At 56.5% G+C, this 25,074-nt stretch carries 21 protein-coding genes and 1 tRNA gene; 3 read left to right on the forward strand and 19 right to left on the reverse strand.

The window, feature by feature from the left end:
- Nucleotides 1-42: 42 nt before the first annotated feature.
- The 18 genes from rfbD to IB232_RS17955 form a co-directional block, all read right to left on the reverse strand.
- Complete coding sequence (gene rfbD / locus IB232_RS17870) at nt 43-912, reverse strand: dTDP-4-dehydrorhamnose reductase (RefSeq protein ID WP_192399935.1); 870 nt, start codon at nt 910-912, stop codon at nt 43-45.
- Nucleotides 909-1,454 (reverse strand): dTDP-4-dehydrorhamnose 3,5-epimerase, encoded by a 546-nt coding sequence (gene rfbC, locus IB232_RS17875; protein WP_192399936.1) that lies wholly within the window; start codon nt 1,452-1,454, stop codon nt 909-911. Before rfbC ends, rfbD begins: the two co-directional genes overlap by 4 nt.
- Nucleotides 1,451-2,323 (reverse strand): glucose-1-phosphate thymidylyltransferase RfbA, encoded by an 873-nt coding sequence (gene rfbA / locus IB232_RS17880; RefSeq protein ID WP_192399937.1) that lies wholly within the window; start codon nt 2,321-2,323, stop codon nt 1,451-1,453. Before rfbA ends, rfbC begins: the two co-directional genes overlap by 4 nt.
- A complete protein-coding gene (gene rfbB / locus IB232_RS17885) occupies nt 2,320-3,384 on the reverse strand; it encodes a dTDP-glucose 4,6-dehydratase (protein ID WP_192399938.1) in 1,065 nt (354 codons plus the stop codon). The genes rfbA and rfbB overlap by 4 nt, the downstream gene beginning before the upstream one ends.
- A gap of 187 nt (nt 3,385-3,571) precedes the next feature.
- Nucleotides 3,572-4,579 carry an NAD-dependent epimerase gene (locus IB232_RS17890; RefSeq protein ID WP_192399939.1) on the reverse strand — a complete coding sequence of 336 codons (1,008 nt, stop codon included), beginning with the start codon at nt 4,577-4,579 and terminating at the stop codon, nt 3,572-3,574.
- Between the two features lie 8 nt (nt 4,580-4,587).
- Nucleotides 4,588-5,931, reverse strand: a complete 1,344-nt coding sequence (locus tag IB232_RS17895; protein ID WP_192399940.1) for a UDP-glucose dehydrogenase family protein — start codon at nt 5,929-5,931, stop codon at nt 4,588-4,590.
- 38 nt (nt 5,932-5,969) lie between these two features.
- Nucleotides 5,970-7,166, reverse strand: coding sequence for a glycosyltransferase (locus IB232_RS17900; protein ID WP_192399941.1), 1,197 nt, complete (start codon nt 7,164-7,166; stop codon nt 5,970-5,972).
- A gap of 17 nt (nt 7,167-7,183) precedes the next feature.
- Entirely contained in the window at nt 7,184-10,924 is a 3,741-nt protein-coding gene (locus IB232_RS17905) for a glycosyltransferase (protein ID WP_192399942.1), read from the reverse strand.
- Between the two features lie 232 nt (nt 10,925-11,156).
- Nucleotides 11,157-11,921, reverse strand: coding sequence for an ABC transporter ATP-binding protein (locus IB232_RS17910; protein WP_192399943.1), 765 nt, complete (start codon nt 11,919-11,921; stop codon nt 11,157-11,159).
- Nucleotides 11,918-12,715, reverse strand: coding sequence for an ABC transporter permease (locus IB232_RS17915; protein WP_192399944.1), 798 nt, complete (start codon nt 12,713-12,715; stop codon nt 11,918-11,920). The genes IB232_RS17910 and IB232_RS17915 overlap by 4 nt, the downstream gene beginning before the upstream one ends.
- Nucleotides 12,712-13,215, reverse strand: coding sequence for a GNAT family N-acetyltransferase (locus tag IB232_RS17920; RefSeq protein ID WP_192399945.1), 504 nt, complete (start codon nt 13,213-13,215; stop codon nt 12,712-12,714). Before IB232_RS17920 ends, IB232_RS17915 begins: the two co-directional genes overlap by 4 nt.
- Nucleotides 13,212-14,339, reverse strand: a complete 1,128-nt coding sequence (locus tag IB232_RS17925; protein ID WP_192399946.1) for a DegT/DnrJ/EryC1/StrS family aminotransferase — start codon at nt 14,337-14,339, stop codon at nt 13,212-13,214. The genes IB232_RS17920 and IB232_RS17925 overlap by 4 nt, the downstream gene beginning before the upstream one ends.
- Nucleotides 14,340-14,786: 447 nt before the next feature.
- Nucleotides 14,787-14,862: transfer RNA gene (locus tag IB232_RS17930), tRNA-Thr, on the reverse strand.
- Nucleotides 14,863-15,204: 342 nt separating this feature from the next.
- On the reverse strand, nt 15,205-16,410 hold the full coding sequence (locus IB232_RS17935) for a methyltransferase (protein WP_192399947.1): 1,206 nt from the start codon (nt 16,408-16,410) through the stop codon (nt 15,205-15,207).
- Between the two features lie 71 nt (nt 16,411-16,481).
- Nucleotides 16,482-17,171 carry an ABC transporter permease gene (locus IB232_RS17940; protein WP_192399948.1) on the reverse strand — a complete coding sequence of 230 codons (690 nt, stop codon included), beginning with the start codon at nt 17,169-17,171 and terminating at the stop codon, nt 16,482-16,484.
- The gene (locus IB232_RS17945) at nt 17,171-17,863 is read right to left on the reverse strand and encodes an ABC transporter permease (RefSeq protein ID WP_192399949.1); all 693 of its coding nucleotides are present in this window, start codon (nt 17,861-17,863) and stop codon (nt 17,171-17,173) included. The genes IB232_RS17940 and IB232_RS17945 overlap by 1 nt, the downstream gene beginning before the upstream one ends.
- Nucleotides 17,864-17,918: 55 nt before the next feature.
- Entirely contained in the window at nt 17,919-18,671 is a 753-nt protein-coding gene (locus IB232_RS17950; protein ID WP_192399950.1) for an ABC transporter substrate-binding protein, read from the reverse strand.
- Nucleotides 18,672-18,684: 13 nt separating this feature from the next.
- Entirely contained in the window at nt 18,685-19,458 is a 774-nt protein-coding gene (locus IB232_RS17955; RefSeq protein ID WP_137974737.1) for an ABC transporter ATP-binding protein, read from the reverse strand.
- Nucleotides 19,459-19,822: 364 nt separating this feature from the next.
- Here IB232_RS17955 and IB232_RS17960 point away from each other — a divergent pair, with 364 nt between their 5' ends.
- From IB232_RS17960 to IB232_RS17970, 3 genes are read left to right on the forward strand one after another with little or no spacing between them, the layout of a single operon-like run.
- Nucleotides 19,823-21,664, forward strand: coding sequence for an adenylate/guanylate cyclase domain-containing protein (locus tag IB232_RS17960; RefSeq protein WP_192399951.1), 1,842 nt, complete (start codon nt 19,823-19,825; stop codon nt 21,662-21,664).
- Nucleotides 21,661-22,164 (forward strand): SH3 domain-containing protein, encoded by a 504-nt coding sequence (locus IB232_RS17965; protein ID WP_192399952.1) that lies wholly within the window; start codon nt 21,661-21,663, stop codon nt 22,162-22,164. The genes IB232_RS17960 and IB232_RS17965 overlap by 4 nt, the downstream gene beginning before the upstream one ends.
- 14 nt (nt 22,165-22,178) lie before the next feature.
- Nucleotides 22,179-23,078, forward strand: coding sequence for a M48 family metalloprotease (locus IB232_RS17970; protein ID WP_192399953.1), 900 nt, complete (start codon nt 22,179-22,181; stop codon nt 23,076-23,078).
- A 33-nt stretch (nt 23,079-23,111) separates the two neighbouring features.
- Here IB232_RS17970 and IB232_RS17975 read toward each other — a convergent pair whose 3' ends face one another.
- On the reverse strand, nt 23,112-25,061 hold the full coding sequence (locus IB232_RS17975) for an HD family phosphohydrolase (RefSeq protein WP_192399954.1): 1,950 nt from the start codon (nt 25,059-25,061) through the stop codon (nt 23,112-23,114).
- Nucleotides 25,062-25,074 lie beyond the last annotated feature (13 nt).

Below are 25,074 nucleotides of genomic sequence, written 5' to 3' on the forward strand. Positions count from 1 at the left end.
ACCGGCGCTATAGCCTGTGAAATAGTCAGCCAGCGCTCCGCATTAGCGCGGGTTGCTTAAGCATTCAGCGAGAGCTGATTTCCAATCAGGCATAGAAATGTGCCAGTCCGCTTGCAATTTGCTGCAATCCAGGCGTGAGTTGAGCGGTCTTTTGGCTGGGGTGGGGTATTCGCTCGAAGCTATAGGTAGCAAGTGTGCGCACTCTTTTCCTTGAAGACGCAGCTGCTCAGAAATAGCGCTTGCGAAGCCAAACCATGAGGTTTCGCCTGCGGCGGTTAGATGGTAAGTGCCCCATTTGGCAGAGCCTGCCTGCCACTGTTGGATCATCTGCGCTGTAGCTTGAGCAATGCTACCGGCCCAAGTGGGTGCGCCAATTTGGTCATCGACCACCTTGAGCTCCTCGCGCTCTTGCAGCAGGCGTTGCATTGTCAGTAGGAAGTTATGTCCTTGCTGTGAGTAAACCCAGCTGGTTCGCAGAATTAGATGCTCACCAGTAACTGCCTGAATTGCTAGTTCGCCGGCCAATTTGCTCCGCGCATATACGCCAAGTGGATTCGGCTCATCCTCTTCGGTATATGGAGTGGTTTTCTCGCCATCGAAAACATAGTCTGTCGAGTAGTGGATGAGTGGGGCGCCAAGCTTATTGGCTTCTTCTGCAATGACACCCACAGCCTCTGCATTGATTGCCAAGACAAGATCTTGCTCGCTTTCGGCGCGGTCAACTGCAGTATGAGCTACGGTGTTGATGATCAGGTCTGGTGTATGTTTACTGAGCTGATAGCGGATGCTTTCCAATTGAGTGAAGTCCATCTCTGATCTATCAAGACAGATAAGTTGCTTGCAAAGCTTAGATAGACTCAGTTGCAGCTCTCGAGAGATCTGACCGCTCTTTCCGCACAATACAATTTTCATGGGAAAAGCTCTGCATCCTTCAACTCAAGAGCTGCCAGATCCTTGGCGGATAGCTGAGGGGTTTCGGCATATGGCCAATCAATAGCCAGCGATTGATCATCCCAGCGGATGCTACGTTCGTACTGGGGGGCATAGTAATCAGTGGTCTTGTAGAGAAATTCGGCGGACTCGCTGAGCACGAGAAAGCCGTGAGCAAAGCCTTCCGGAACCCAAAGTTGACGTTTGTTGTCGGCTGAGAGATTGACGCCAACCCAGTGTCCGAATGTTGCCGAGCTGCGGCGAATATCAACGGCCACATCAAAGACTTCGCCTTGAGTCACCCGGACCAACTTGCCCTGAGCTTGTTGCAGTTGATAGTGCAAACCACGTAACACGCCGCGCTGCGAGCGTGAGTGATTGTCCTGTACGAAATTACGCTTCAGCCCCGTAGCGGATTCAAACGCTTGTGCATTAAAGCTTTCGAAAAAGAAGCCGCGATCATCCCCAAAGACTTTCGGCTCCAGGATGAGAACGTCGGGTATTGCTGTTTGTAGTACGTTCAATGAGGTTCCCCTGCCAGCTTAAGCAGATATTGGCCATACCCAGTTTTGCCAAAGGCGCGGGCCTGCTTGAGCAATTGATCGTTGTCGATCCAGCCATTCTGATAAGCGATCTCTTCAAGACAGGCTACCTTGAGAGCTTGGCGGTGTTCGATAGTCTGAACGTACTGGGATGCTTCCAGCAGGCTATCGTGAGTACCTGTATCAAGCCAAGCGAATCCGCGACCCAAGCGTTCGACTTGGAGGTCGCCACGCTGTAGATAGGCATTGTTGATATCAGTTATTTCCAACTCACCGCGCGGGGAGGGTTTGACTGCCTTAGCGATACCTACAACATCATTGTCGTAGAAATACAGGCCGGTCACGGCGTAGCTGGACTTCGGTTGTACAGGCTTTTCCTCAATAGATATGGCTTTGCCATTTTCATCGAACTCGACAACACCAAAACGCTCAGGGTCTTTAACTCTGTAACCAAAAACCGTGGCTCCAGCCGGGGTGCTTGCTGCTCGCTTCAACTGCTCGCTGAAATGCTGACCATGAAAGATATTGTCGCCCAAGATCAGGCATACAGAATCACTACCGATGAAGTCTTCGCCAATCAGGAAGGCTTGAGCCAATCCATCTGGAGACGGCTGCTCTGCATAGTTGAATTCGACACCAAACTGGGAGCCGTCCCCAAGAAGGCTACGATAATGTGGCAAGTCATGTGGGGTCGAGATAACCAGAATCTGACGGATCCCTGCCAGCATGAGCACGGAGATCGGGTAGTAGATCATTGGCTTGTCATAGATCGGTAGCAGCTGCTTCGACACCCCTAGGGTAATTGGGTGCAGGCGAGTGCCAGAGCCCCCGGCGAGAATAATACCTTTCATGCTGATGCTCCGAGTCGCTCACGCTGATAGCTGCCGTCCTGAACGCGGCGGCACCATTCCAAATTAGCGAGATACCATTCCACTGTTTTCCGCAGTCCGGATTCAAAGGTCTCTCTGGGAACCCAGCCCAAGTCCCGCTCGATCTTGCCTGCATCGATTGCGTAGCGCTGGTCATGTCCTGGGCGATCTTTAACGAAGGTTATCAACTCATCGAAGCGTTGCACGCCTTGGGGTTTGGCTGGTGCCAGATCCTCCAGAAGAGCGCAGATGCTGCGTACTACTTCAAGGTTCTTCTGCTCGTTGTGTCCGCCAATGTTGTAGGTCTCGCCTACGGTGCCGCGAGTGACCACTTCTACCAGAGCACGAGCATGATCGTCGACGAACAGCCAGTCGCGTACTTGCTTGCCATCGCCGTATACCGGCAGGGGCTTGCCTTCCAGAGCGTTCAGAATCATCAGCGGTATCAGCTTCTCGGGGAAGTGATACGGGCCGTAATTGTTTGAGCAGTTTGTAACGAGTATTGGGAGCCCGTAGGTTCGATGCCATGCCCGAACCAGATGGTCAGATGCTGCCTTGCTCGCGGAATAGGGTGAGCTAGGTGCATAGGGTGTAAGTTCGGTAAAGAGATCATCAACACCGTGCAAGTCGCCATAGACTTCATCGGTCGATATGTGATGGAAGCGGAACCCATCTTTGCCCTGCTCACTCAATTTCGACCAGTACGCCCGTACCGCCTCCAAGAGGCTATACGTTCCAACGATATTGGTCTGAATAAAGGCCGCTGGGCCGTCAATTGAGCGGTCCACGTGCGACTCTGCGGCCAGATGCATCACCGCATCAGGCTGAAAGCGCGCAAGCGTTGCGGTGACCAGTGTGCTATCTGCAATGTCGGCCTGAACGAAGTGATAGCGCGGATTGGTCGCGACGTCTATCAGGGATTCGAGATTGCCGGCATAGGTGAGCTTGTCAAGATTGAGGACTTCATGCTCGGTCTCTGCAAGCAGGTGCCGTATGACGGCTGAGCCAATGAATCCGGCACCACCGGTTACGAGTATGCGCATATTGATTACCTTCTGCGGAAAGCTAGCTGCAGATGTTGGGTGGTTGAGGCTTTGGCAATACTACCTGAGCGAGGCTTAAGGGTCAGCTAGAACTCTGTGTCTCTGCCAAAGGTAATAAGGCTAAGAATCTAATTCTAAAGGTGTTTTTTGGGTGAGGGGGCATCCTCAGGGGGTTATCGGTGCTGAATTAGACTTTGTAGAAGCTCCGATACCAAGAAATAAACTTCTCAATTCCATCCTCAACGGACGTCTTAGGCTCGTAGCCGATATCCTTGATCAGTTCAGAAACATCGGCATAAGTGTGCTCTACATCGCCAGGCTGTAGCGGTAGTAGCGTTTTGGTGGTCGTTTTGCCTAAAGCATTCTCGATCAACTCAATATAGGTCAGCAGCTCAACAGGCTGGCTGTTGCCAATGTTGTAGACTCGCCAAGGGGCTTTACTTGAGGCTGGGTCAGGAGATAGACCTGACCATTCGGAGTTGGCAGAGGGAGCGCGGGCAAGTACGCGGATAACGCCTTCAACAATATCGTCTATATAGGTAAAATCTCGTCGATGCTTACCTTGGTTGAATACTTGCAATGGGCGCCCGCCAAGTATTGCTCTGGTGAAAAGGAACGGCGACATATCCGGCCGGCCCCAAGGACCGTAGACCGTAAAGAACCTAAGCCCGGTCGCCGGAATACCGTAGAGATGGCTATAAGCGTGAGCCATCAGTTCGTTGGATTTTTTGGTCGCAGCATACAAAGAAACTGGATGGTCAATGTTGTCGTGGACGCTAAATGGCATCGTTTCGTTTGCGCCATACACCGAGCTAGATGAGGCGTATACGAGATGAGCAATCTGATGTTGGCGGCAGCCCTCTAGTACATTCAGGAAACCAACCAGATTGCTGTCAGCATAGGCATGCGGGTTTTCTAGGGAATACCGGACACCAGCCTGTGCTGCAAGGTGTACCACCCGATCAAATCGACCGAAAGAGAAGAGCTGACTCATCTGCTCACGATCAGAAATATCCATTTTCTGAAAGCTAAAGTTTGCATAAGGCGTTAGCTCTGCAAGCCTGGCCTCTTTGAGGGATACCTCGTAATAGTCGTTGAGGTTATCGATTCCAGTTACTTCATCGCCCCGCTCTAAGAGTGCGCGGGCAGTATGAAAGCCAATAAAGCCGGCGGCCCCTGTTACCAGTATTTTCATCATCAGACCTAGTTGAGATCAACGAGAGAGTCGGCGCGGCCGATTGCGTAGTACATGAGTCCTGCAGCTTTGACTGCAGATGGTTCGAATAAATTGCGACCGTCCACTAAGACAGGGCTTTTCAGCTGCTCTTTAAGCCAATGGAAGTCGAGAGTTCGAAACTGCTTCCATTCGGTGCAGATCACAAGCGCATCCGCACCAAGCAATGCATCTTCAGGGCTTACTGCCAATATAAAGTCGGGGCGCTCACCGTAAATCCGAAGAGCCTCCTTTCTCGCTTCTGGATCATAGGCTCGCACTACGCCTCCCGCTTTCCAAATGGACTCAATAAGATTGCGGCTGGGAGCTGCGCGCATGTCATCGGTGTTGGGCTTGAAGGCTAGCCCCCAGACGGCAATGGTCTTGCCGTAAAGATTAGAATCAAAAGCATTTTGCAATTTATCGAACAGGACATTTTTTTGGCGATTGTTAACCGCCTCTACCGCATCCAGTAGCTGTGGCCTGTAGCCGGTCTCGCTGGCAGTTCTTGCCAATGCCTGTACATCTTTCGGGAAGCATGATCCTCCGTAACCGCAACCTGGGTAGATGAATTGGTAACCGATCCGAGGATCTGATCCAATACCTAGGCGAACTTGCTCTATATCTGCGCCAAGGCGTTCGGCTATTTGAGATATCTCATTCATAAAGCTGATTTTTGTCGCGAGCATGGCATTTGCAGCGTACTTGGTTAGCTCGGCAGAACGGATGTCCATAAAAATCAGCTTGTCATGGTTACGGCTGTAAGGCGCATAGCATTCGCGCATGCAAGTTTTCACTCGATCCGAGTCTGTCCCTACGATGATTCGAGCGCCTTTTGAGAAGTCCTCAATTGCTGAGCCTTCTTTAAGGAACTCGGGGTTGGAGCATACGTCGAATTCAACAAAGGCATTGCGCGTCTTAAGTGCTGACGATACGGTTTGTCGAACTCTATCTGCAGTCCCTACAGGGACCGTCGACTTGTTGACGATTACTTTGTAATCGCTCATGTAGACACCGATGGTTTTGGCAACCGCTAGGACGTACTGCAGATCGGCCGAGCCATCCTCATCCGGTGGTGTACCAACGGCAATAATTTGAATATCACCAAACTGCACTCCGTCAGCAGCATCTGTAGTGAAGCGAAGGCGTCCTTGGGAGCTGTTCTGCTTAACCATGGCTTCAAGGCCAGGCTCATAGATAGGAATAATTCCTTTCTTCAGGCCGTCAATTTTTGACTTATCTACATCGACGCAGATTACATGGTGGCCTACATCGGCCAGGCAGGCTCCCGTGACCAGCCCTACATAGCCTGTACCGAAAATAGTTATTTTCATGATTCTATTCGTCCTAAAGATTCGGGATATTTTCTTGGCTATGACTGGTCAGTAGATCGGATGCTTCGCTTGATTCGGTTCGCTAGTTTTCTAAACAAACCAAGGAGTCCATCCTGCGAATAGATCGCCGAAAGTCGAACTAAAATCGACTCTAGGCGAAGAAAATTACGCTTGATGATCATTCGAGTCATTGCGGGGCGAAGCGTGCCGCTTCTAGTAAGATAAAGACTTCCATGTAGCTTTCTTATCTCTTCTATCCAGCTGCTCGCGACATGCTCGACGGAGTAGTTTTCGCGTACATCGGAATAAGCATTATCTGCAATGACTTGAATCTTTTCCGGGGAGTCAAGCAGGAGCTTGATGGCCGCTCGCCAGTCGCTCGAAGTGTTCTTTACCAGCAGTCCATTGATTCCTGGTTTTACGCAGTCCTGATAGGGTGCTACGTCGGAATAAATACCTGCTATGTGGCAGGCGGAGTACTCTCGGTACTTGTTATTTGTTTTACATCGATTGGCTTCAGTATCCGCAAGCGGCGCCAATCCAATAGACCACTGTCGTGTCTGCTTGAATTTTATGAAATCGTTATAGTCTGTTATGTGAGGGTAGAAGCGGACTCTATCAGATACCGCGATACCCTCCGGTTTGACTCCGGCAAATTCAAAGATGGCATTTGGATAGCTGTCTAGAATAGACGGTATTACGTCTATTAGAATATTCAAGTCATCAGCTCTGGAAGGGCTTCCGGCAAAGCCTATTCGTACTTCATTTGAAGTGCTGGATGTCGTTTCTTCCAGTAATGAAAAGTCGAAGAATGGCGTTAGTATTTTCGTGGATTTGTTAAATTTCCTGAGAAAAGCAGCCAATACATCTGAGCTGGTTAATAAACTATAGGCATTTGAAACAGCTAGCTCCAGAGAGCGGCGCACCAAGGGGTGTTGATAGTAGTGCGCTATCAGTGAATCGCCTTCAATTTTCCAAAAATTATCATCTATGTAATAAAGATAGGGGTAATTTGCTGATATTAGGCAGTCGATCCACAACTCAAGTCCAGGATCGCCGCAGCGCACAAACAGTGGGACTGTATTTTCTTTAAAGTCTTCTAGCGAAAGCTCGGAAAGCAATATCTTGCGATAGTGAATACCATGCTCCTTACCAGCAAAAAGAACTTGCTCAATCAGTTGGGTTGTTGCGATCTCTCCCTCGATCACCATTAGAACATCAATGTCTTGCTTCATTTTGGTATTGCTCAAAACTATTGAAGTTGCGCAAAGGGGGAGTACTTAATCGTCCGCTTTAGTGAGGAGTGGAAGCTCTGCTCGTAGAGGCTTATCGGGACGTCAGCATCTCTGACGAAAACGCGTAGAAGCCAGTTTCGCCCTAACTTACCAATTGGATAGGGCATCGGGAAGTTGGTGGGTGTGTTCGGATTTACTGTGGTGAGAGGAATTAGGCACTGAGCCAGGACTTCCTGATGCTCTGAAACAATCTCTACTCCCACTGTACCTCGTGTGGCTTGAAGAAGAGGGCGTACTGCCAGTCTAATCTGATTCAGATTAAGCACTTCGAGGGGCATTTGATACTCGCGGTAAGGGAGTGCGCGAAGATCCTCTCCAAGAATGAGATTAGCATTCCTTGCTTGCCGCAGATTTTCCCAAGAGTATGATTTTAGAGGTTCAAAAAGTGGTGAGACCTCATTCCAGAGACTGCTATTGTTTCTGAATATCGAGAGTATGCGTGTTGCTCGAGAAGTTCGGCATGCTACGAGTTCGCTAGAAAGGCTCTGTAGTACATGGCTTGCTTCGGCATGGAACCTATTGCTTGTGATTTTCTCTGAGGTGGGAATTGGGTTTTTTTTCCCCATTGGCCTAGCTGGTCCTTTAGATTGAGGAGTCTTACGCTTTTCCCATTCAACGAAAGCCTGGTTATATAGCTCCATCAGCTCATAGCGAACATAAGATGGGCGGGCCAATAAGCGCATTGCTCGCTGCGCTCTTTCGATCATTTCGGTCCGCTGCTCTGCAGGGAGAGTGATATATGCTTCTATAGCAGATGCCATCGCGACGGGGGAGTCGTCTTCGCACAAGAATCCGCTATAGCGATGTTTGATGATCTCGCCGACTCCTCCCACATTAGTGGAAACAACTGGCACGCCGGCGGCCATCGCCTGCAGCATGGTTTGCGGCATAGACTCGTCAATAGCAGATATTAGAAGCAGATCTGCGGTGTCATAGAAGCTCTTGGGGTCATGGATGAAGCCATGAAAGACGAACTTTTCGGAAAGGTCATTGTCCTCTACTATCTGGCGACACTCGGCTACATAGTCCTGATAGAACTCTGTATAGCCAATCAGGTCCATGTGGACGTCATATCCCGCCTGATTGAGTTGCAACGCAGCTTGAATGGCGGCGAGCTGATTTTTGCGAGGCTGGAAAGTGCCCGAAACTAGTATTCGCATCGGCTTTCCAGCGACGCATGCGCGTGCCAGATTGGTTTTATAACTATTGAAGTACTCGTGATCTACCGGGCAAACAATTCGCCGCACCGGGCTTATGGCCATGCTGGCCCACATGGCCCCGTGCGTGAGAGAAGAGCAATGAATTGCATCAGCAAAGTGCTCGATGGAGCTCTCGGCGCCTTCGTAGTATTGATGCACACTGGCGGCGCATGGTACGCCTAGCTTTTCTGCTAGCAGGCTAATGGTCGGAGACCAAGTGGCGAAATGCACGAAGCGCACTTGTTCTTGGCTCATGAGTTCGGCAAGCCTAGCTGCGGCAGCATGATCCTGATCTTCAGCTTCTCTTTGCAGAGGTAGGCCGGGAACATATCCAGACGGCCAACTTTCTTCAAAGAGCTTAGCTTCCCCGGTCGCCATGTTCCATCGATCTCGGAAGACATTGGCGTATTTGGCATTTCTAGGAACTAGACCAACGACCTTGAAGCCTAATGAGGCGACTAGAGCGGCATGCCGGATAAGGTGAAGTGTCGCCCCTCCCAGCGCAGGCTCATGGAAGGCGTACACAATGGTACCCTTCTTGACTCGCGCATGAAGCCGAACAGACTCGAAGGCCGCAAGCACGTCATAGAACTGCGATTCGGTAGTGAATTGCTGCTCAATTAGAGCACGCGCATTTTCAAGCATGGTAGTGCGGCCCGCTTCGCCTAGGGTATAGGCGGAATTAAGGGCCATTTCCCAAGATGCGGTCGTATTAGCGACTTTGATGCAGCATTCTTCCGGTAATTGGGAGTAAGGCGGTGCATCAGTAAATATGCAAATCGCCCCAGCAACCGCGGCCTCAAGTATTTTGACTGGGCTTTTGCTACGAGCTGCTCGGGTGCTGTGATCCAACGGCACGAGAGCTACATCGAACGTACTGCCGTGCAGGTTCCGCAGGTAGCTTTCATAGGAGTGCGTGAACGGCTTGAAGTAGACTGGGCACTCAAGCCTGCCGAATTCTTCGGGATTAATGCCCCAGAAATGAAATTCTACAGTATCTGAATGCTGCGCCGCGAAGCTTTCCAGCGCGGGCCACAGATGGCGAAGCACATCTTTTCGCACCGGGCCGCTAAGTACCGCAATCCTCAATCGTGAGCTGCGTTCATAGTTTTTGGGTAGTACATGTTGCTGGCCGATATTTGTGTTTAATCTGATGCTGCGGGTATTGAGTTTTCGCAGGTCATCGATGATGACGTCGCTGTAGCCAATGCACGCATCAGCATTGGTGATTTGGTGAGTCAGGCATTTGTATTTTGGCATGCCAGGAGCCAAGCCAATATGTTCAGGGCCTACCTCATGGAAGTGCAGCATATTGTCATCCATCAAGTAGACAGAGGGTATTCTGCCAGAATGCCCATCTACTACCGCGTTACCTGAATCTCCCACGGTTCGATAGAGCACGGCAACATCAAACTTGGATAGATCGACATGCTCTAGGTCGCGCTCTTTGACATAGGTGCTAGTAATGGCTTGTTGATGAGGTAGCTGTACAAAGTTTCCAATAGTTACATCGACAGAGGTTGAGTAGTCGGGCTTTACCGTCAGGAGATGCAAGCGCTTGCCTCGCATGCCTGCAGCTACTAGTAGCTCGGACTCACTGCAGTAGTCATTAAACTTTGTGAGGAACGGAATTGCTTCTAGTCGGCGGTACTCTATGATTTCTTCGTCAGTAAGCGAGTGCGAAAATTGACTAACATCAATTACATCGTATTCAGCGATGGTGGTTGGCTTTAGAGCACTGTTGCGGTTGAGGGCTATATGCTTACGGTAGCGAGTAAAGAACATGGGGATGTCCTTGCCAAGCGATCCGTCCATGTTGGCGCGTACATGGGAGATGACATGATCAATCCAAACGAATTCGGCGTGCTTAGCAAAGCGTAACCACAGGTCATAATCACAGTAGCGCCGCAAGATGATATGCGGGTCGTACATGCCGGCAACATCAAACAGCTCTTTATGATGTATGACTGTATTATTAGCAATGTAGTTCCCATTCATGAGCAAAGCGTAGTTAAATGCTCCGCCCAGCATCCTGGTTTGTTGGCTGCCATCGGGCAGCGCAACTTCCATTCTGGCGTTTCCATAAACGACAGTCGGCTTGTCGTGTTTGTCAAGCTCTTCTACCCGAACATCTAGGCTGTCTTCGGGCCATTGATCATCATCAAACTGGTACGCAATGTACTTGCCTTTGGCATGCAAGGCTGCTTGGTTTACCCGTAGTCCTGGCAAGCCACTGTTTCTCTGATAAGAGTGGACTACCACTCGTGGATCTCGGAGCATATATTCTTTAAGAATAGCTGCAGTTCCGTCCTTTGACCCATCATCCACAATAATTAATTCGAAGTCCGTAAAGCTTTGCGCCAGAACGCTATCTATGGACTCCTGTAGCGGGCCATATCCTCGTGCAAAAGTCGGAAGAATTACTGTGACCTTAGGAGCCTTGGGGGCGGTTGCTTGAGCTTGAATGCTCAGGTCTGAAGAGAAGTCTGAAAATTTCATCGATTATCCAAGGCAGCTTGCGGTAGAGATGATTCTGAGGTGGTAGAAGCGAATCAATAATTCAGGGTGCTTTGCGTCTATATAGTCAGTATTCGATCTTGCCAAAAAGAATGTGGGAAAATAAACCGAGTGCTGAATGAGGTCCATGAGTGAGGCGTTAATCGCAGTGTCTGTATTTTCACTGGAGTTAGATTGTCTTTCATGGCTTCAGTTTCTGTCGCGGCTCTCTACGTCAAGTGGGTATTTTGACACCCCTGGCGTGGGTGTCGTTATAACGCTTGACTATTTCTGCGGTTGGACCGTCGGCGACAATTTTCCCTTTATGTAGCCAAATGGTTCTACTGCAAAAATCGTTTAGCAGACCGAAATTGTGGGTCGTAAAGACGAGAATCTTACCCTGCTCCATAAATTCGAACATTCTTCGCTTTGCTTTCTCGGCAAAAGCAATATCGCCGGCGCCCATGACTTCATCAATAAGCAGTATTTCGGGATTAATACTAGTTGATACGGCAAAAGCTAGCCGTATAAACATCCCTGATGAGTAAGTGCGGACTGGGTAGTCTAGAAATTCTCCCAGCTCGGTAAACTCGGCTATTTCCGGTAGCTTTGCTTCGATCGCCTCTGGAGACATTCCCAGCAGCATTCCGCGGATCCGAATATTATCCCAGCCAGACTGACTCATTTCGAATCCGGTGGCAAATTCGAACATGGGGCAGACATGGCCTTTTATCTTCACATTGCCCCCTGTTGGAGGATAAATGCCAGCCATGACTTTAAGTAAAGTGCTTTTGCCCGCACCGTTGAGACCAATGAGTCCGACTCTCTCTCCTTGGTTTATCTCTATGTCAATGTTTTTCAGCGCTTCGATTTGGTAGCTCGCATTGGTTTTTTTTCCGGCAACGAGTTGTCTCAGCCAGCCTTTGAACCCTTCGTGGCTGTTCAATTGGCCGTTGAAAGTAATGTCCACATTCTTTAGGTGCAGGTGGGCTTGGGTCATAGAAGAAAAACCACGCGTGAGTCAAGGCGTAGCGCAACCAGTAGCGCAACCAGCCATGTGCATAGAACATAAAGCGCTGCATATAAGTAATTTTCAGGAAGTGCTAGCTCTCCTAGCAGGATTGGGTGCCTGACGACGTCGATGAGATAATAGAGCGGATTTAGCTGGAAAATGATGCTGAGCCCCTTCTCCTGCAGGATGCGTGCAGGAAACATTATAGGGGTGACAAAGAAAAGCATTTGTAGTGCAAGCCCCATGGCGTGGGGGAAGTCTCGAAATCTTGTTCCTATGTAGGCGCTGATGGTTATGTGACCAAGCGCGCCTAGCAACAAAATCAAGAATCCAGGAATGGCTAATAGCCAGCCCACAGCTTTGAACTGATCAAAGAACAATTGCACCGGAACTACTACAGACATGCCGATCAGAACAACAACTGTCCCGGATACCAGGTTGCGCAGCAAATAAATTTGCTTGGGATAGGAGAATTGCTTGATATATCCTTCTGCGCGAATAAAGGCGCTGCCCGCGTCTGTAATAGAGGAGACAATAAATCCCCAGACCGCAAATCCACACGCTAGGTATGGCAGGAAGTCGTGTACGGGCAGGCCAAACAGGAGGCCATAAACAAGTCCCACACCGCCAACAAAGAAGGCGGTGCTGATAAGTATCCAGAGAGGGCCAAAAAAGGATCTGCGGAATCTTACTTTTATGTCCTGTATGCCCAAAAAGCACCACACCCGCCATAGTTGTAGGGTGCGAGTGCTGTCCAAAAGCAGCTTAGAAAAAACTGTCATACGCAGCCTGCTGTATGGCGTCCCATGCGGATAAGTCCGTCATAGCGTTGCTCTTCAACGAAGCCGCTGCGTAGATACAGTCCGATAGCTCGCTCGTTGTGCTCGAACACTTCTAGAAAAACGTAATCTAGCCCCAAGACGCTATTGCAGAAGTGTACTAATTCGTTGCAGGCACTGCGGATATAACCTTTGCCAGTGGATGCGGGGGCTACAAGGAAGCGTCCGACCTCTGCCGTGCGTAAGGTGAAGTCAATATCATAGACTGCCGCTTGACCTACAATCACACCATCAGCCTCAATGACGAAAAGAAAATCATCGTCTTTTTCCAGATATCGGAAAAACCAGTTCCGATGTTGTTCGAGGCTGATGGGGTCTGGGCTCTTGAACCAAACTCTTGCTTCATTTCTGTTTCGCCAAGAGAGCGTTGTTTCTAGATCGCTCTCTTCGATCGGGCGTAGCAGAATAGCTTGGTTGCCGAACGGAAGAACTCTGCGCTTCATTTTGCGTAGCGAATAAGCAGTTCGCACACGGTGTCCACATCCTGACGGCTCAAGCCAAGGTGCATAGGAAGGGACATAATTTCCTGGCTGGCCAGAGCGGCGCGTGGGCAGGTTCCTGCGCCATAGGAGTACATACGGTACTCGGTATTATCTCTGTAGTGGACGCCAGGATAAACCTGGTGCTCATTCAGTGCGAGCATCAGCGCGTCGCGATTATTGACTCGTATCTGCAGTAGATGTGATGAAGACTCACAGCCTTCGGCAATATCTATGATTCTAATGGCGTGCTGGTTGGAAAGATTTTCGCGATACCAGCGAGCCAATTGACGGCGGTAGGCGTTGTCTTGGTCTAGGTACTTAAGTTGAACCAATCCAATTGCAGCCATAATCGAATTGCCATGGTACTTATATCCAACTTCTTCCACGTCGTACATCCACTTGTACGCGCCTTGGGCAGCGGTGCGTGCATAAGTGTCTTTATTGATTCCTAGCCAAGTAAGTTTGCGCACGCGTTCGTCATCCGCACTCTCTTTAAAGCAGATCATCCCAGAGTCGGCGGTTGGTAGGTTTTTGACTGCTTGGAAGCTGAACACTACAACGTCGGCTTCGCGGCCTACATGTTCGCCGTATAGCCTTGTGCCAGCCATATGGGCTGCATCGAGAACGAGCTTAATGTTGTTCTCTTGGCATATTTTTACGATTTTTTCGTATTGACCAATGTTGCCGCCAATACCTACAAATATTAGTGCTTTGGTTTTAGGGGTGATTCGAGAAATAACGCTCTCAGGGTCAAGGCACAGATACTGATCAACGTCAGCGAAGACTGGCTGCATGCCGGCATAGAGAATTGCATGGTTGGTAGAAATAAATGTTAGAGGAGTTGTGATTACCTCTGCATCGTCCCCCCAGCCATACTTCGTTTTGAAAAGTTCTAAAGCTAGATGCAGCCCTACGGTGTTAGAGCTGAGAAAGTGCGCATGAGTTAGCCCAGTGTAGTCCTTCCAGGCCTCTTCCATGGCGGCTGTTTTGAAGCCGAGGCCCGTCCAGCCTTTTTCAAGGCACTCGCGAATTTCGCTTAGGCATTCATCAATACGGAAATTAGGTACAAAGAGTTGAATAGCCATTGCGCTCCCTACAAAGCAGAGTATTAAAGAGTGGTTACATTTATGTGTGTTGGACTGTGTTCCCTTCAGGGCATTCCGCGGTTTAACCGCGGATGAAATATTGAAGGGCTGAACTGAAGGGGGTTCTCTCCGGAGCTTACAGATCGAGCTCAATGTCTTATGAGTCGCCCCCAGATTCAGCTGGGACACAACCATGTGGTTGCAGTGACCCCACGCATCCGAGGTCAGAGATTGGGTGTTGGTGCAGATCTCGACCAGCGTGAGCCTGTTCAAACTATAGCTAGCATGAGCTTTGCAGACAATGGGTGGGTAACGCGGCAGGCTATAAAGCTGAGCATGTAGTCATGGGGCTTTTATAAAAAAATCAACGTGTTGCCCATGGGGAGCGTTAGAAGATTCTGATGCAGAAGCAAAAAGGCCCGCATCGCTGCGGGCCTTCAAGTGTCATGGTGCCGGCACCAGGAATCGAACCCGGGACCTACTGATTACAAGTCAGTTGCTCTACCAGCTGAGCTATACCGGCGAAGGGGCAGCCATTATAGCCATTGCTTCGACCCTGTAAACCGGACCGCGCAATCTGTTTCTTTCGCCTGCGCGGTGAGCGCATTCGAGGGGCGGCGGGCGTGGTGCAACCGGAGCCGGATATCAGCAGCTATTTGTTTATGCACAAACAGAAGCTGGGCTACTGGCGTGCTGCACGGGTTTTGTGCGGTGTGCCGTGTTTTTGCATAACGGCATGTTTTTTATGGATTTTTTGTCCATGGTCAAAAAATCTACAGAGCTCGTCAGGGCCCGCGTGGCCGGCTTCGCGGCGAGTTCTGCAGAAACTACGCACAGAGTTATCCACAGCTTTTGTGGATGAGGCTCAGGCCCGTTCGGCGAGCAGTAGCAGGTTGCGCGGTGTCAGCCGGTGGGAACAGAAAGTGCCCAGGCGTACCTGGTAGCCCTGCTCCTGCAGATACAGGGCGCGGTCGAGCAGCAGCCAAATCTCCAGCGGGCGGCGGAACAGGCCGCGGACCAGTTCCAGATTGCGCACCTCGGTCAGGCGCTGCCAGCCGCTGGCCTCCAGCGCAGGCCAGTCGATATCGCCGGATAGCTCGATGCCCTTCATCTCGGCCAGGTCGCGGCAGTAGCGGGACAGGTCCTTGCTCAGCCAGCTGACCGGCAGCGAGGGGGTCGGCAGATACTCGTCCACGCCACGTTGCTGGCGCTGCAGCAAGTCGAAGGCCAGGCGCCGGGCCATGGATTGGTCGCGCTGGCGGCGCATGCGTTGGCCGGCGGTAACGGTTTCCGCCAGGGGCAGGCGTAGATCGTCCAGTGACAGCTGCAGTTGCGATTGTCGGGCTGGCTCGGATAGCGCCTGGTAGTGCGGGGTGGCAATGCGGTTGTAGCAGCAGGGCGCCACGGCCAGCTGGCTGCAGCCGGCGGCACTGGCCAGCTGCAGCAGGCGCACATGCAGGTCGCCACAGGCATGCAGGGCCACAGGGCTGTGTTCGGCGTTTAGGCGTCGGCCGGCATTGTCGGCCAGCACGTCCTGCAGCAGGTGCCGGACGTTCATGTGCAGTCGCTGGCTGAGGTGCTGGCCGGCGGCAACCAGGTGTTCGTCGTATTCCAGGCAGGTCAGCTGCTGGCCGCCCTGGGCCAGCAGGCGGCCCAGATAGCCCTTGCCGGAACACCAGTCCAGCCAGTGGGTCGGTGCGCGCTGGAACTGCAGGCGGCTGGCAAAGGCCTCGATCTGCTGCCATTTGCGCCCGGGTACGTCGACATCCAGTCGCGCGTGGTGCGCTCCCAGTTCGTGCGCCGGCAGCTCGCCGATCTCGCTCAGCGCGGCGGCGCGGCTGGCCAGCTGGGGAAACGGCGCGGGCGCCTGCAGCCGCTCGGGGCTGTTGTGCTCAGCCTCGGCCTGTTCCAGGCTGCGCCCGCGCAACCAGGCGCCCAGCTCGGGATGTTCGGCCTCCCAGGGCAGGATCAGGCAGGAGAAGGGTTTGGGACGCCACAGGTGCTGGTGGGCGACGAGGAAGTCGTCCAGGGCCTGGAAGCGTTCGTGCAGGGCGGGGCCGGTGAGGATCATGGGCGGCGATGACGGGCGGAGATGCCGCGCATTCTATCCCTCTCCCGTGTCCGGGAGAGGGGCGAAGGGGCTTAGCGGCCCTGGCAGGCGTCGACGCGCAATTTGCGCTCCAGCAACTTGAAGGCGCGCACCATCACGTAGGCGATGACCAGGTAGAAGATGCCGGCGGCGAAGAAGATCTCCACCGGCAGGTAGGTGCGGGCGATGATCGTGCGCGACATGCCGGTCAGCTCCAGCAGGGTCACGGTGCTGGCCAGGGCGCTGGCCTTGAGCATCAGGATCACTTCGTTGCTGTAGGCCGGCAGACCAATGCGCGCGGCGCGCGGCAGGATGATGTAGAGCATCGCCTGGGCGCGCGACATGCCCAGCGCGCGGGCCGCCTCGATCTCCCCCGGCGGCACGGCCTGGATGGCGCCGCGCAGGATCTCGGCGATATAGGCGGCGGTGTGCATGGTCATGGTGATGACGGTGCACCAGTACGGATCACGCAGGTACGGCCATAGCGGGCCCTGGCGCACCACGTCGAACTGGGCCAGGCCGTAGTAGACCAGGAACAGCTGTACCAGCAGGGGCGTGCCGCGGAAGAAGAAGATGTAGCCGTAGGGCAGGGCGCGCACGTACCAGTGGCGCGAGGCGCGGGCGATGCCCATGGGCAGGGCGAGAATCAGCCCGGCGAGCACGGCGAAGGCCACCAGTTCTACGGTCAGCGCGGCACCTTCGAGCAGCCTGGGCAGGTATTTGACGATCACTTCCCAGTTCATCAGGCGCTCCGGATAAAGCCGCGGCTGGCGCGCTTCTCGAGGAAGTGCATGCCGATCATGGCGATGATGGTCAGGCCCAGGTAGATGAAGGCGGCGACCATATAGAAGGTGAAGGCCTGCTTGCTGGAGGTCACGGCGATCTGCGAGCGGCGCATGATTTCCTCAAGGCCGATGACCGAGACCAGGGCGGTGTCCTTCATCAGGATCATGAACAGGTTGCCCAGGCCGGGAAGGGCGATGCGCCACATCTGCGGCAGGATCAGCTTCCACAGGATGCGGCCCTTGGACATGCCGAGGGCCATGCCGGCCTCGCGGTGGCCCTTGGGAATGGCCAGGATGGCGCCGCGGAACACTTCGGTGGCGTAGGCGCCGAAGCACAGGCCGAGGGCGATGGTGCCGGCGGCGAAGGGGTTCAGCTCGAGGCTGCCGACGCCGAGGAATTCACCGAGGGCGGCCAGGCCCTGGACGGTGCCGAAATAGATCAGCAGCACCCAGAGCAGTTCGGGGATGCCACGAACGATGGTCGAATAGATACCGCCAAGTCCCTGCAGGAACTTGTTCGGGGAAGTCTTGGCCAGGGCGCCGAGCAGCCCGAGTACCAGGCCGAGGGCCAGGGCGGACAGGGCCAGCTGGATGGTCACCAGCGTGCCGGCGGCGAGGGCGGGGCCGAAGCCGTGCAGATCGAGGGTCATGGGAGGCTACTGCAGAATGACGGCCGCCGCCCGTGGGCGGCGGCGGTCGGACGCATCAGTAGATGCTGAACGGGAAGTACTTGTCGTTGATCTGCTTGTAGGTGCCGTCTTCGACGATGGCCTTCAGCGCGGTGTTCAGCTTCTCGCGCAGCGGGTCGCCCTTGCGCACGGCGATGGCGATCTTGTCGTTGTCGAACACCGGCTCGCCCTTGAACTCGAAGTCCTTGCCGGCGTCGCTCTTCAGCCATTCCCAGTTGACGAACTTGTCGGCCAGCACGCCGTCGAGGCGGCCCGAGGACAGGTCGAGGTAGGCGTTTTCCTGGGTGTCGTACAGCTTGATCTCGACGGTGTCGGCCAGGTTGTCTTCCAGCCAGGTACCGGCGATGGTGGCGCGCTGGGCACCGATGACCTTGCCTTTCAGGCTGGCCTTGTCGGCCTTCAGGTCGCTGCTTTTCGGGGCGATGAACTGCAGCTTGTTGGTGTAGTAGGGTTCGGTGAAGTCCACCGCCTGCTTGCGCTCTTCGGTGATCGACATGGAGGCGGCGAGGAAGTCGAACTTCTTGGCGTTCAGGGCCGGGATGATGCCGTCCCAGTCGGAGGTGACCACTTCGCACTCGGCGCCCATCTTGGCGCACAGGGCCTGGGCGATTTCCACGTCGAAGCCGCCGACCTTGCCGCTGGCGTCGATCAGGTTGAAGGGCGGGTAGGCGCCTTCGGTGCCGATCTTCAGTTTGTCCGCGGCGACTGCCTGGGTGCCGAAGGCCAGGGTGGCGACGGCGGCCAGCAGGATCTTCTTATAGTTCTGCATGCGTGTTGCTCCGTTAGTGATTGCTGGACATGAATTGTTTACAGCGTGCCGATTGCGGGTTGGTGAAGACCTGCTCGGGCGACCCCTGTTCCTCCACCAGACCCTGGTGAAGGAATACCACTTCGCTGGACACCTGCCGGGCGAAATTCATTTCATGGGTGACCAGCAGCATGGTGCGGCCTTCATCGGCGAGCGCGCGGATCACGTTAAGCACTTCCTGTACCATTTCCGGATCGAGGGCCGAAGTCGGCTCGTCGAACAGGATCACCTTGGGCTGCATGGCCAGGGTGCGGGCGATGGCGGCGCGCTGCTGCTGGCCGCCGGAGAGCTGATTCGGGTAGGCGTGGCGCTTGTCGGCGATACCGACCTTGGCCAGCAGCGCCTCCGCCACCTCGGTGGCCTCGGCACGGCTCTGGCCGAGCACGCGACGGGGAGCCTCGATGATGTTGTCGAGGATGGTCATGTGCGGCCACAGGTTGAAATTCTGGAACACGAAGCCGATCTCGCTGCGCAGGCGATTGATCTGCTTGTTGTCGGCGGCGATCAGGTCGCCGTTCTTCGCGGCCTTCAGCTTGAGTTCTTCGCCGGCCACCAGGATCTGGCCCTGGTGCGGGTTTTCCAGCAGGTTGATGCAGCGCAGGAAGGTCGACTTGCCGGACCCGGAGGAGCCGAGGATGGAGATCACGTCGCCGTCGCGGGCGGTCAGCGAAATGCCCTTGAGCACTTCGAGTTCGCCGTAGCGTTTGTGCAGGTTGCGGATTTCCAGCGCGGGCGTTGCCTCGGCCATGGGGTGTCCTCTTGTTATGCGGATGCGCTCCGGCTGCTGGCCGCCTTCCTAGCGTGCGGCTGAACCTAGCATAGCGTCAGCGGAGCGCCAAGCCGGGTTCCGGCCCCGCCAACCGTGGTCGTGGCGCGGTGTCGCATCGTGACAGTTGTGTGTCGCCCAAACAAAAAGCCCGAGACATGGTCGGGCTTCGAGTGCATGACCGCGCAGGGCGTCGGCCGGGCGGCGCGCAGTGTACTGGAGCACCCCGGCCAGGTGAAGGGCGCGGCGCGCTGGCGAATGGCCAGGGTGGGGCGCTTCTTGCTAGAGTCTGCGCAGCTCCCCAGGGGATCGGGTCGAGCTCGACCAATCTCCAGGGAGTTCCTTCATGTCGCAGGCGCCGCAGTCATCCAGGGCCTTTCGGGCCAGCCTGTGGCTGGTCTGCGCCCTGGTTCTGTTGCTGGTGCCGCTGCTGCACCTGTGGACGCCGGTGCAGCGCTGGAGCAACGCCCACGGCGACTGGCTGATCCGCCAGCGCGCCGCGCAGCAGACGCCCGACCCGCGCATCGTCGTGGTCGACATCGACGACACCAGTCTGCAGGCCCTGGTCGGCGAGGCGGGCAAGTGGCCCTGGCCGCGTTCGGTGCATGCCGAGCTGCTCGAGCACCTGTTGGCGCAGAAGGCCGAGGCGGTGGTGTTCGACGTACTGTTCAGCGAGGCCGACCGCTTCCACCCCGATGCCGACGCCTATTTCGGCGAAGTGCTGGCCGGCAGCGACAGGGTCTACCTGGCCGCCCTGCAGCAGCAGGCCAGCGACCCGGCCAAGGCGCCGTTGCTGGCCGACTACCCGCCGCGTACCGGCCTGCTGCCGGGCGGTGATCCACAGCAGCGCGGCGTGCTGTTGCTGCCCCGTGCCGTCGACCCCGCGCACTGGAAGACCGGCACCATCAACTTCACCCAGGACGCCGACGGCGTCGGCCGCCGTTATGACATCTATAGACGCTTCGGCGACTGGCGCATGCCGTCGCTGCCGGCGCGGGTAGCTCAGGATCGCGGCGTGGTACTGCCGGCCGCCGACAGTTTCCTGCTCGACTGGGGCAGCGAGGCGCGGGTGCCCTATCCGCGCATTCCCTTCGCCGCGGCTCTGGCCCAGGCGCGTGGCGAGGCCGGCCAGCTGCCCGCCGGCTACTTCGCCGGCAAGATCGTGGTGATCGGCACCACCGCCGCCGGCCTCTACGACCTGCGCCGCACGCCGCTGGACGATCTCTATCCGGCAGTGTTCATCCTCGCCACCGGCATCGACAACCTGCTCAACGGCCAGCAGCTGCAGGCGGCGCCGGCCTGGTCCATGGCGCTGCTGGGCATCGCCCTGTTGCTCGGCCTGCAGCTGTTGCTGCTGCGCGAGCGCCTGCTGCCGGCCAGCCTGCTGACCCTGGGCGCGAGCCTGGCGCTGCTGCTCGGCTCCTATCTATTGATACTGCAGGGTGTGCTGCTCAATGTGCTGCCCAGCCTGCTGGCGCTGTGGCTGCTGCTGGCCCTGGCCCTGGCGGTGTTCTACCGGCGCCGGCGCCAGCAGCTGTCCAACACCATCAGCATGTTCAGCCGCTTCCTCGACCCGCAGGTGGTGGCCCAGCTGGTGGCCCGCGAGGACCCGCAGGCGCTGCTGAGCAGCCGCGAGTGCCAGCTCACGGTGCTGTTCTCGGACATCCGCAACTTCACCACCATGTCCGAGCGGCACAGTGCCCAGGAGATCATGCAGATCCTGGAGAACTACTTCGGCGGCCAGGTGGATGTGCTGTTCAAGCACCGCGCGACCCTCGACAAGTTCATTGGCGACGCCATCATGGCCTTCTGGGGCGCGCCGCAGGACAACCCCAACCAGGCGGTGGACGCGGTCAATGCGGCGCTGGAGATGATCGACAACGTCGAACGCTACCAGCGCGACTTCGACCACCCGGACTTCGACATCGGCATCGGCCTGCACACCGGACCGGCGGTGGTCGGCATGGTCGGGACCAGCAAGCGCTATGACTACACTGCCATTGGCGACACGGTGAACCTGGCCAGCCGCATCGAGGGGCTGACCAAGGGCCGTGCGCGCCTGCTGGTATCGGCCGCCACCATGCAGGCCTGCGGCGATGCCTTCGATTTCATTCCTCACGGCGACTTCCAGGTGAAGGGCCGTGTCGAGCCGGTGACCCTCTTCGAACCCAGGAGAAAGACGTTATGAGAAGTACCCTTACCGCTGCCCTGCTGATTCTGGCGGGCTGGCTGGGCAGCGCCGTGGCGCTGGCCGAAGTGCGCAGCGGCATCACCGTCGAGGCCACGGCGCTGCGCGATGGCGGCGCGGCCAGTGCCGCCGTGCTGCAACAGCTGCCGGCGCAGACTCGCGTGAGCATCCTCAAGCGCCAGGGTGGCTGGTACCAGGTGCAGACCGGCGCCGGCCAGCAAGGCTGGGTGGCGCTGCTGGCGGTGCGTTTCGACAAGTCCGTCGGTGCCAAGGGCGGCAATATCGGCTCGCTGCTGGAAGGCAGCACCGCGGTGGAACCGGCCAGTGGCGTGGCCACCGGCGTGCGTGGCATCAGCGACGACCAGGTCGGCGGCACTGGCGGTGGCTCCGGCAGTCTGTCCCTGCAGCAGCTCGACCGCTATGCGGTGACCCCGGGCAGCGCCCGCGCCTTCGCCCAGCAGGGCGGCCTGCGCAGCCAATCCATCGCCTATCCCCAGTGAGCCGGAGCCGAGTCATGCACAAGATTGTTTGCCGTACCGCCCTGCTCGCTGCCATCTGCGCTGCACTGCCTGCCTGCGAGAACCTGCAGGCCCTCGAGGGTGTACAGATCCAAGGTGTCGACCTGTCGCCCCTGGCCAGCGCCGGGCGCAACCTCAGCGACATGGGCGAGAAGACCCAGGACGAAGAGCTGGTGATCGGTGCCAGCACCGCCGAGCTGCTGCTCAAGCAGGCACCGCTGCTGGACAACGCCGGCGTGCAGGCCTACGTCAACCAGGTCGGTCGCTGGGTTGCCCTGAACAGCGAGCGTCCCGACCTGCCCTGGCGCTTCGGCGTGCTCGACAGCAGCGTGGTCGGCGCTTATGCGGCGCCTGGCGGCTACGTGTTCATCACCAGCGGCATGCTGGTGCAGATGAATAGTGAAGCCGAACTGGCTGGCGTGCTGGCCCACGAGGTGGCGCACGTGGTGCAGAAGCACCATCTGGAGGCGATCAAGCAGAAGGCCGGTGCCGGCCTGCTGGCCAACGTCTCGCGCTTCGCCCTGCAGGCCAGCCAGGCCAGTTCCAGCGCCCCGACCAGCACCGATCCGGCCTCCACTCAGAAGTTCGACCAGCTAGTGACTAACCTCTATACCCGTGGCCTGGATCGCGGCGACGAGTACGAGGCGGACGAGATGGGCGCGGTGATAGCCGCCCGCGCCGGCTACGACCCTTACGGCCTGGCCAACGTGCTGCAGGGGCTGGGCACCATGAAGCAGGACGACGCCACCCTGGTGACCTTCCTCAAGGTGCACCCGAATATCGGCGACCGCCTGAAGCAGCTGGAGCCTACCTACCTGTACCTGGACAAGGCCGCCGTCGGCGGCAGCCAGCAGACCCTGGAGCCGCGTTACCAGAAGGCCCTGTCGGCCAAGTAAGGATGAAAAAGGGCGGCCATGAGCCGCCCTTTTTCAATGCGGGTGCTTGTCGCAGGGCTCGTAGTCGCAGACGTGATGGGCATACACCGGCGCACTGCTCTGCGGCGTAGCAGGTGCCGCCAGGGCGGGTGTCTGCGTCGGGTTGAGGTAGCAGCGCGAGTCGATGAACACCTTGACCAGGTCGCCGTCCAGCAGGCCGCTCTTCACTTCCGATTGCAGGATGTCGAGGGCGTGCTCCACCGGTACCGCCGGCTTGTAGGGGCGGTCCGAGGCGGTCAGCGCGTCGTAGATGTCGCAGATGGTCATGATCCGCGAGCCGCAAGGAATCTGCTCGCCGGCCAGGCCCTTGGGATAGCCGCTGCCGTCGAGCTTCTCGTGGTGTGCCGCGGCGATTTCCGGGATGCCCTGCAGGGCAGGGGTCCAGGGAATCAGCTTGAGGAAGTCGCGGGTGTGCACCACGTGGCGCTCGATCTCCGCGCGCTCCTCCTGAGTCAGGCTGCCGCGACGGATGGCCAGGGCGCAGAATTCGCTCTCCGAGAGCAGGCCGATCAGGCTGTCGTCGTGGTTCTTCACCACATGGCCCTGGATTTCCTGCAGGTGATGGAAGTCGCCCTCGGTCAGTACGCTCGGCTCGTTGGCCTTGAGGATGTCGCGCAGGTACTGGTCCAGGCGCTCACACTCGATAGCAAGTTCGGTCTCCCACTGCAGGCGCAGTTGCTCGTCCAGCGCGCCGTACTGCCGATAGGCCTGCAGCATGCGGCGTAGGGTCTGGTTCTGCAGGCTCTCCTTGGCCAGCGCCACCCGGTAACGCAGGTTGTCGATCACCGGCTCCGGCAGCTTCTTGGCCTTGGTCAGCACATGCTCACGCACGCCGACCTTGCCGAAGTCATGCAGCAGTGCGGCGTAACGCAGCTCGCGCAGGCTTTCGTCGCCCAGTGCCTGGTTGCGCAGGTGGGCCTGCGGCGCCATGGGCAGCTGGCGGGCGAGGGCGATGCACAGGTCGGCGACACGGAACGAGTGACCGGCGGAGGTGGGGTCGCGCTGCTCGATGGCGAACACCGAGGCCTGCACGAAGCCGTCGAACAACTGGCTGATGTCGTCCAGCAGCTGGCGGTTCTCGATGGCCACCGCGGCCTGGCTGGCCAGGGCGCGCAGCGAGGCGGCCATCACCTCGTCGAAGGCGATCACCGCGCCCTGGACGTTCTGGCAGTTGATGAACTCCAGCACCCCGACCACCTCGTGGCGGTGGTTGAGCATGGGGATCGCCAGAAGCGACATGGTGCGGTAGCCCACCTGCATGTCGAACGAGCGGTTGAAGCGGTAGGGAGCGTCGCTGGGAATGGCGTAGGCGTCGACGATGTTGAGCTCGGTGCTGGTCAGCGCCACGTAGCCGGCGATCGAGGCCTTGGTCAGCGGCATGCGCTGTTCCTGGAAGCGGGTCGGCATCGAGCTGTTCTGGGTCAGCTTGAACAGCAGCTGGGGCTGGTCGCCCTTCTTGTCCACCAGGAACAGCGAGGCGGCATCGCTGTTGGACAGACGCCGGCCCTCGGTGAGGATCTTGCTCAGCAGGCGCTCCAGGTCCTTCTCGGCGGACAGGGCGAGGCCGACATCGACCAGCTTCTGCAGGTCGCCATCCTTGTTCTGCAGAGCAGCGGCCAACTGGTCGGTCTTCTGCTTGAGGCGGAACTGCTCGGCGGCGAAGCCGAGCAGGGCGATCAGCTCGTCCTCGCTGGCGGCGGACGGCAGCGGCAGCACCCCGGCCGGCGCATCGAAGGCCACCAGGCTGGCGCCGCAGGCCTGCCAGGCGCTCAGATCGTCGGCGCGCAGGAGACTGGCATCCAGCAGCAGCACTTCCAGGCTGTCGGGCTGCAGCTCGGAAGCCTGCGTCACCTCGCGCAGGGTTACCCCGGCATGGGTGAGCCGCGTGTGCAGGCCGGTTCCTGCAAAGAGTGGGCTATGCCCCACCGTAGAACTGGCTGTCATCACTGATTACCCT

This window comes from Pseudomonas sp. PDM15 (assembly GCF_014851565.1).
GTDB lineage: Bacteria > Pseudomonadota > Gammaproteobacteria > Pseudomonadales > Pseudomonadaceae > Aquipseudomonas.

Bases quoted from the DNA above. Each gene is read 5' to 3' on its own strand.
- rfbD (WP_192399935.1), bottom strand. From the start codon at position 912: ATGAAAATTGTATTGTGCGGAAAGAGCGGTCAGATCTCTCGAGAGCTG.
- rfbA (WP_192399937.1), bottom strand. From the start codon at position 2,323: ATGAAAGGTATTATTCTCGCCGGGGGCTCTGGCACTCGCCTGCACCCA.
- rfbB (WP_192399938.1), bottom strand. From the start codon at position 3,384: ATGCGCATACTCGTAACCGGTGGTGCCGGATTCATTGGCTCAGCCGTC.
- IB232_RS17890 (WP_192399939.1), bottom strand. From the start codon at position 4,579: ATGAAAATACTGGTAACAGGGGCCGCCGGCTTTATTGGCTTTCATACT.
- IB232_RS17895 (WP_192399940.1), bottom strand. From the start codon at position 5,931: ATGAAAATAACTATTTTCGGTACAGGCTATGTAGGGCTGGTCACGGGA.
- IB232_RS17900 (WP_192399941.1), bottom strand. From the start codon at position 7,166: ATGAAGCAAGACATTGATGTTCTAATGGTGATCGAGGGAGAGATCGCA.
- IB232_RS17905 (WP_192399942.1), bottom strand. From the start codon at position 10,924: ATGAAATTTTCAGACTTCTCTTCAGACCTGAGCATTCAAGCTCAAGCA.
- IB232_RS17910 (WP_192399943.1), bottom strand. From the start codon at position 11,921: ATGACCCAAGCCCACCTGCACCTAAAGAATGTGGACATTACTTTCAAC.
- IB232_RS17915 (WP_192399944.1), bottom strand. From the start codon at position 12,715: ATGACAGTTTTTTCTAAGCTGCTTTTGGACAGCACTCGCACCCTACAA.
- IB232_RS17920 (WP_192399945.1), bottom strand. From the start codon at position 13,215: ATGAAGCGCAGAGTTCTTCCGTTCGGCAACCAAGCTATTCTGCTACGC.
- IB232_RS17925 (WP_192399946.1), bottom strand. From the start codon at position 14,339: ATGGCTATTCAACTCTTTGTACCTAATTTCCGTATTGATGAATGCCTA.
- IB232_RS17935 (WP_192399947.1), bottom strand. From the start codon at position 16,410: ATGATCCTCACCGGCCCCGCCCTGCACGAACGCTTCCAGGCCCTGGAC.
- IB232_RS17940 (WP_192399948.1), bottom strand. From the start codon at position 17,171: ATGAACTGGGAAGTGATCGTCAAATACCTGCCCAGGCTGCTCGAAGGT.
- IB232_RS17945 (WP_192399949.1), bottom strand. From the start codon at position 17,863: ATGACCCTCGATCTGCACGGCTTCGGCCCCGCCCTCGCCGCCGGCACG.
- IB232_RS17950 (WP_192399950.1), bottom strand. From the start codon at position 18,671: ATGCAGAACTATAAGAAGATCCTGCTGGCCGCCGTCGCCACCCTGGCC.
- IB232_RS17955 (WP_137974737.1), bottom strand. From the start codon at position 19,458: ATGGCCGAGGCAACGCCCGCGCTGGAAATCCGCAACCTGCACAAACGC.
- IB232_RS17960 (WP_192399951.1), top strand. From the start codon at position 19,823: ATGTCGCAGGCGCCGCAGTCATCCAGGGCCTTTCGGGCCAGCCTGTGG.
- IB232_RS17965 (WP_192399952.1), top strand. From the start codon at position 21,661: ATGAGAAGTACCCTTACCGCTGCCCTGCTGATTCTGGCGGGCTGGCTG.
- IB232_RS17970 (WP_192399953.1), top strand. From the start codon at position 22,179: ATGCACAAGATTGTTTGCCGTACCGCCCTGCTCGCTGCCATCTGCGCT.
- IB232_RS17975 (WP_192399954.1), bottom strand. From the start codon at position 25,061: ATGACAGCCAGTTCTACGGTGGGGCATAGCCCACTCTTTGCAGGAACC.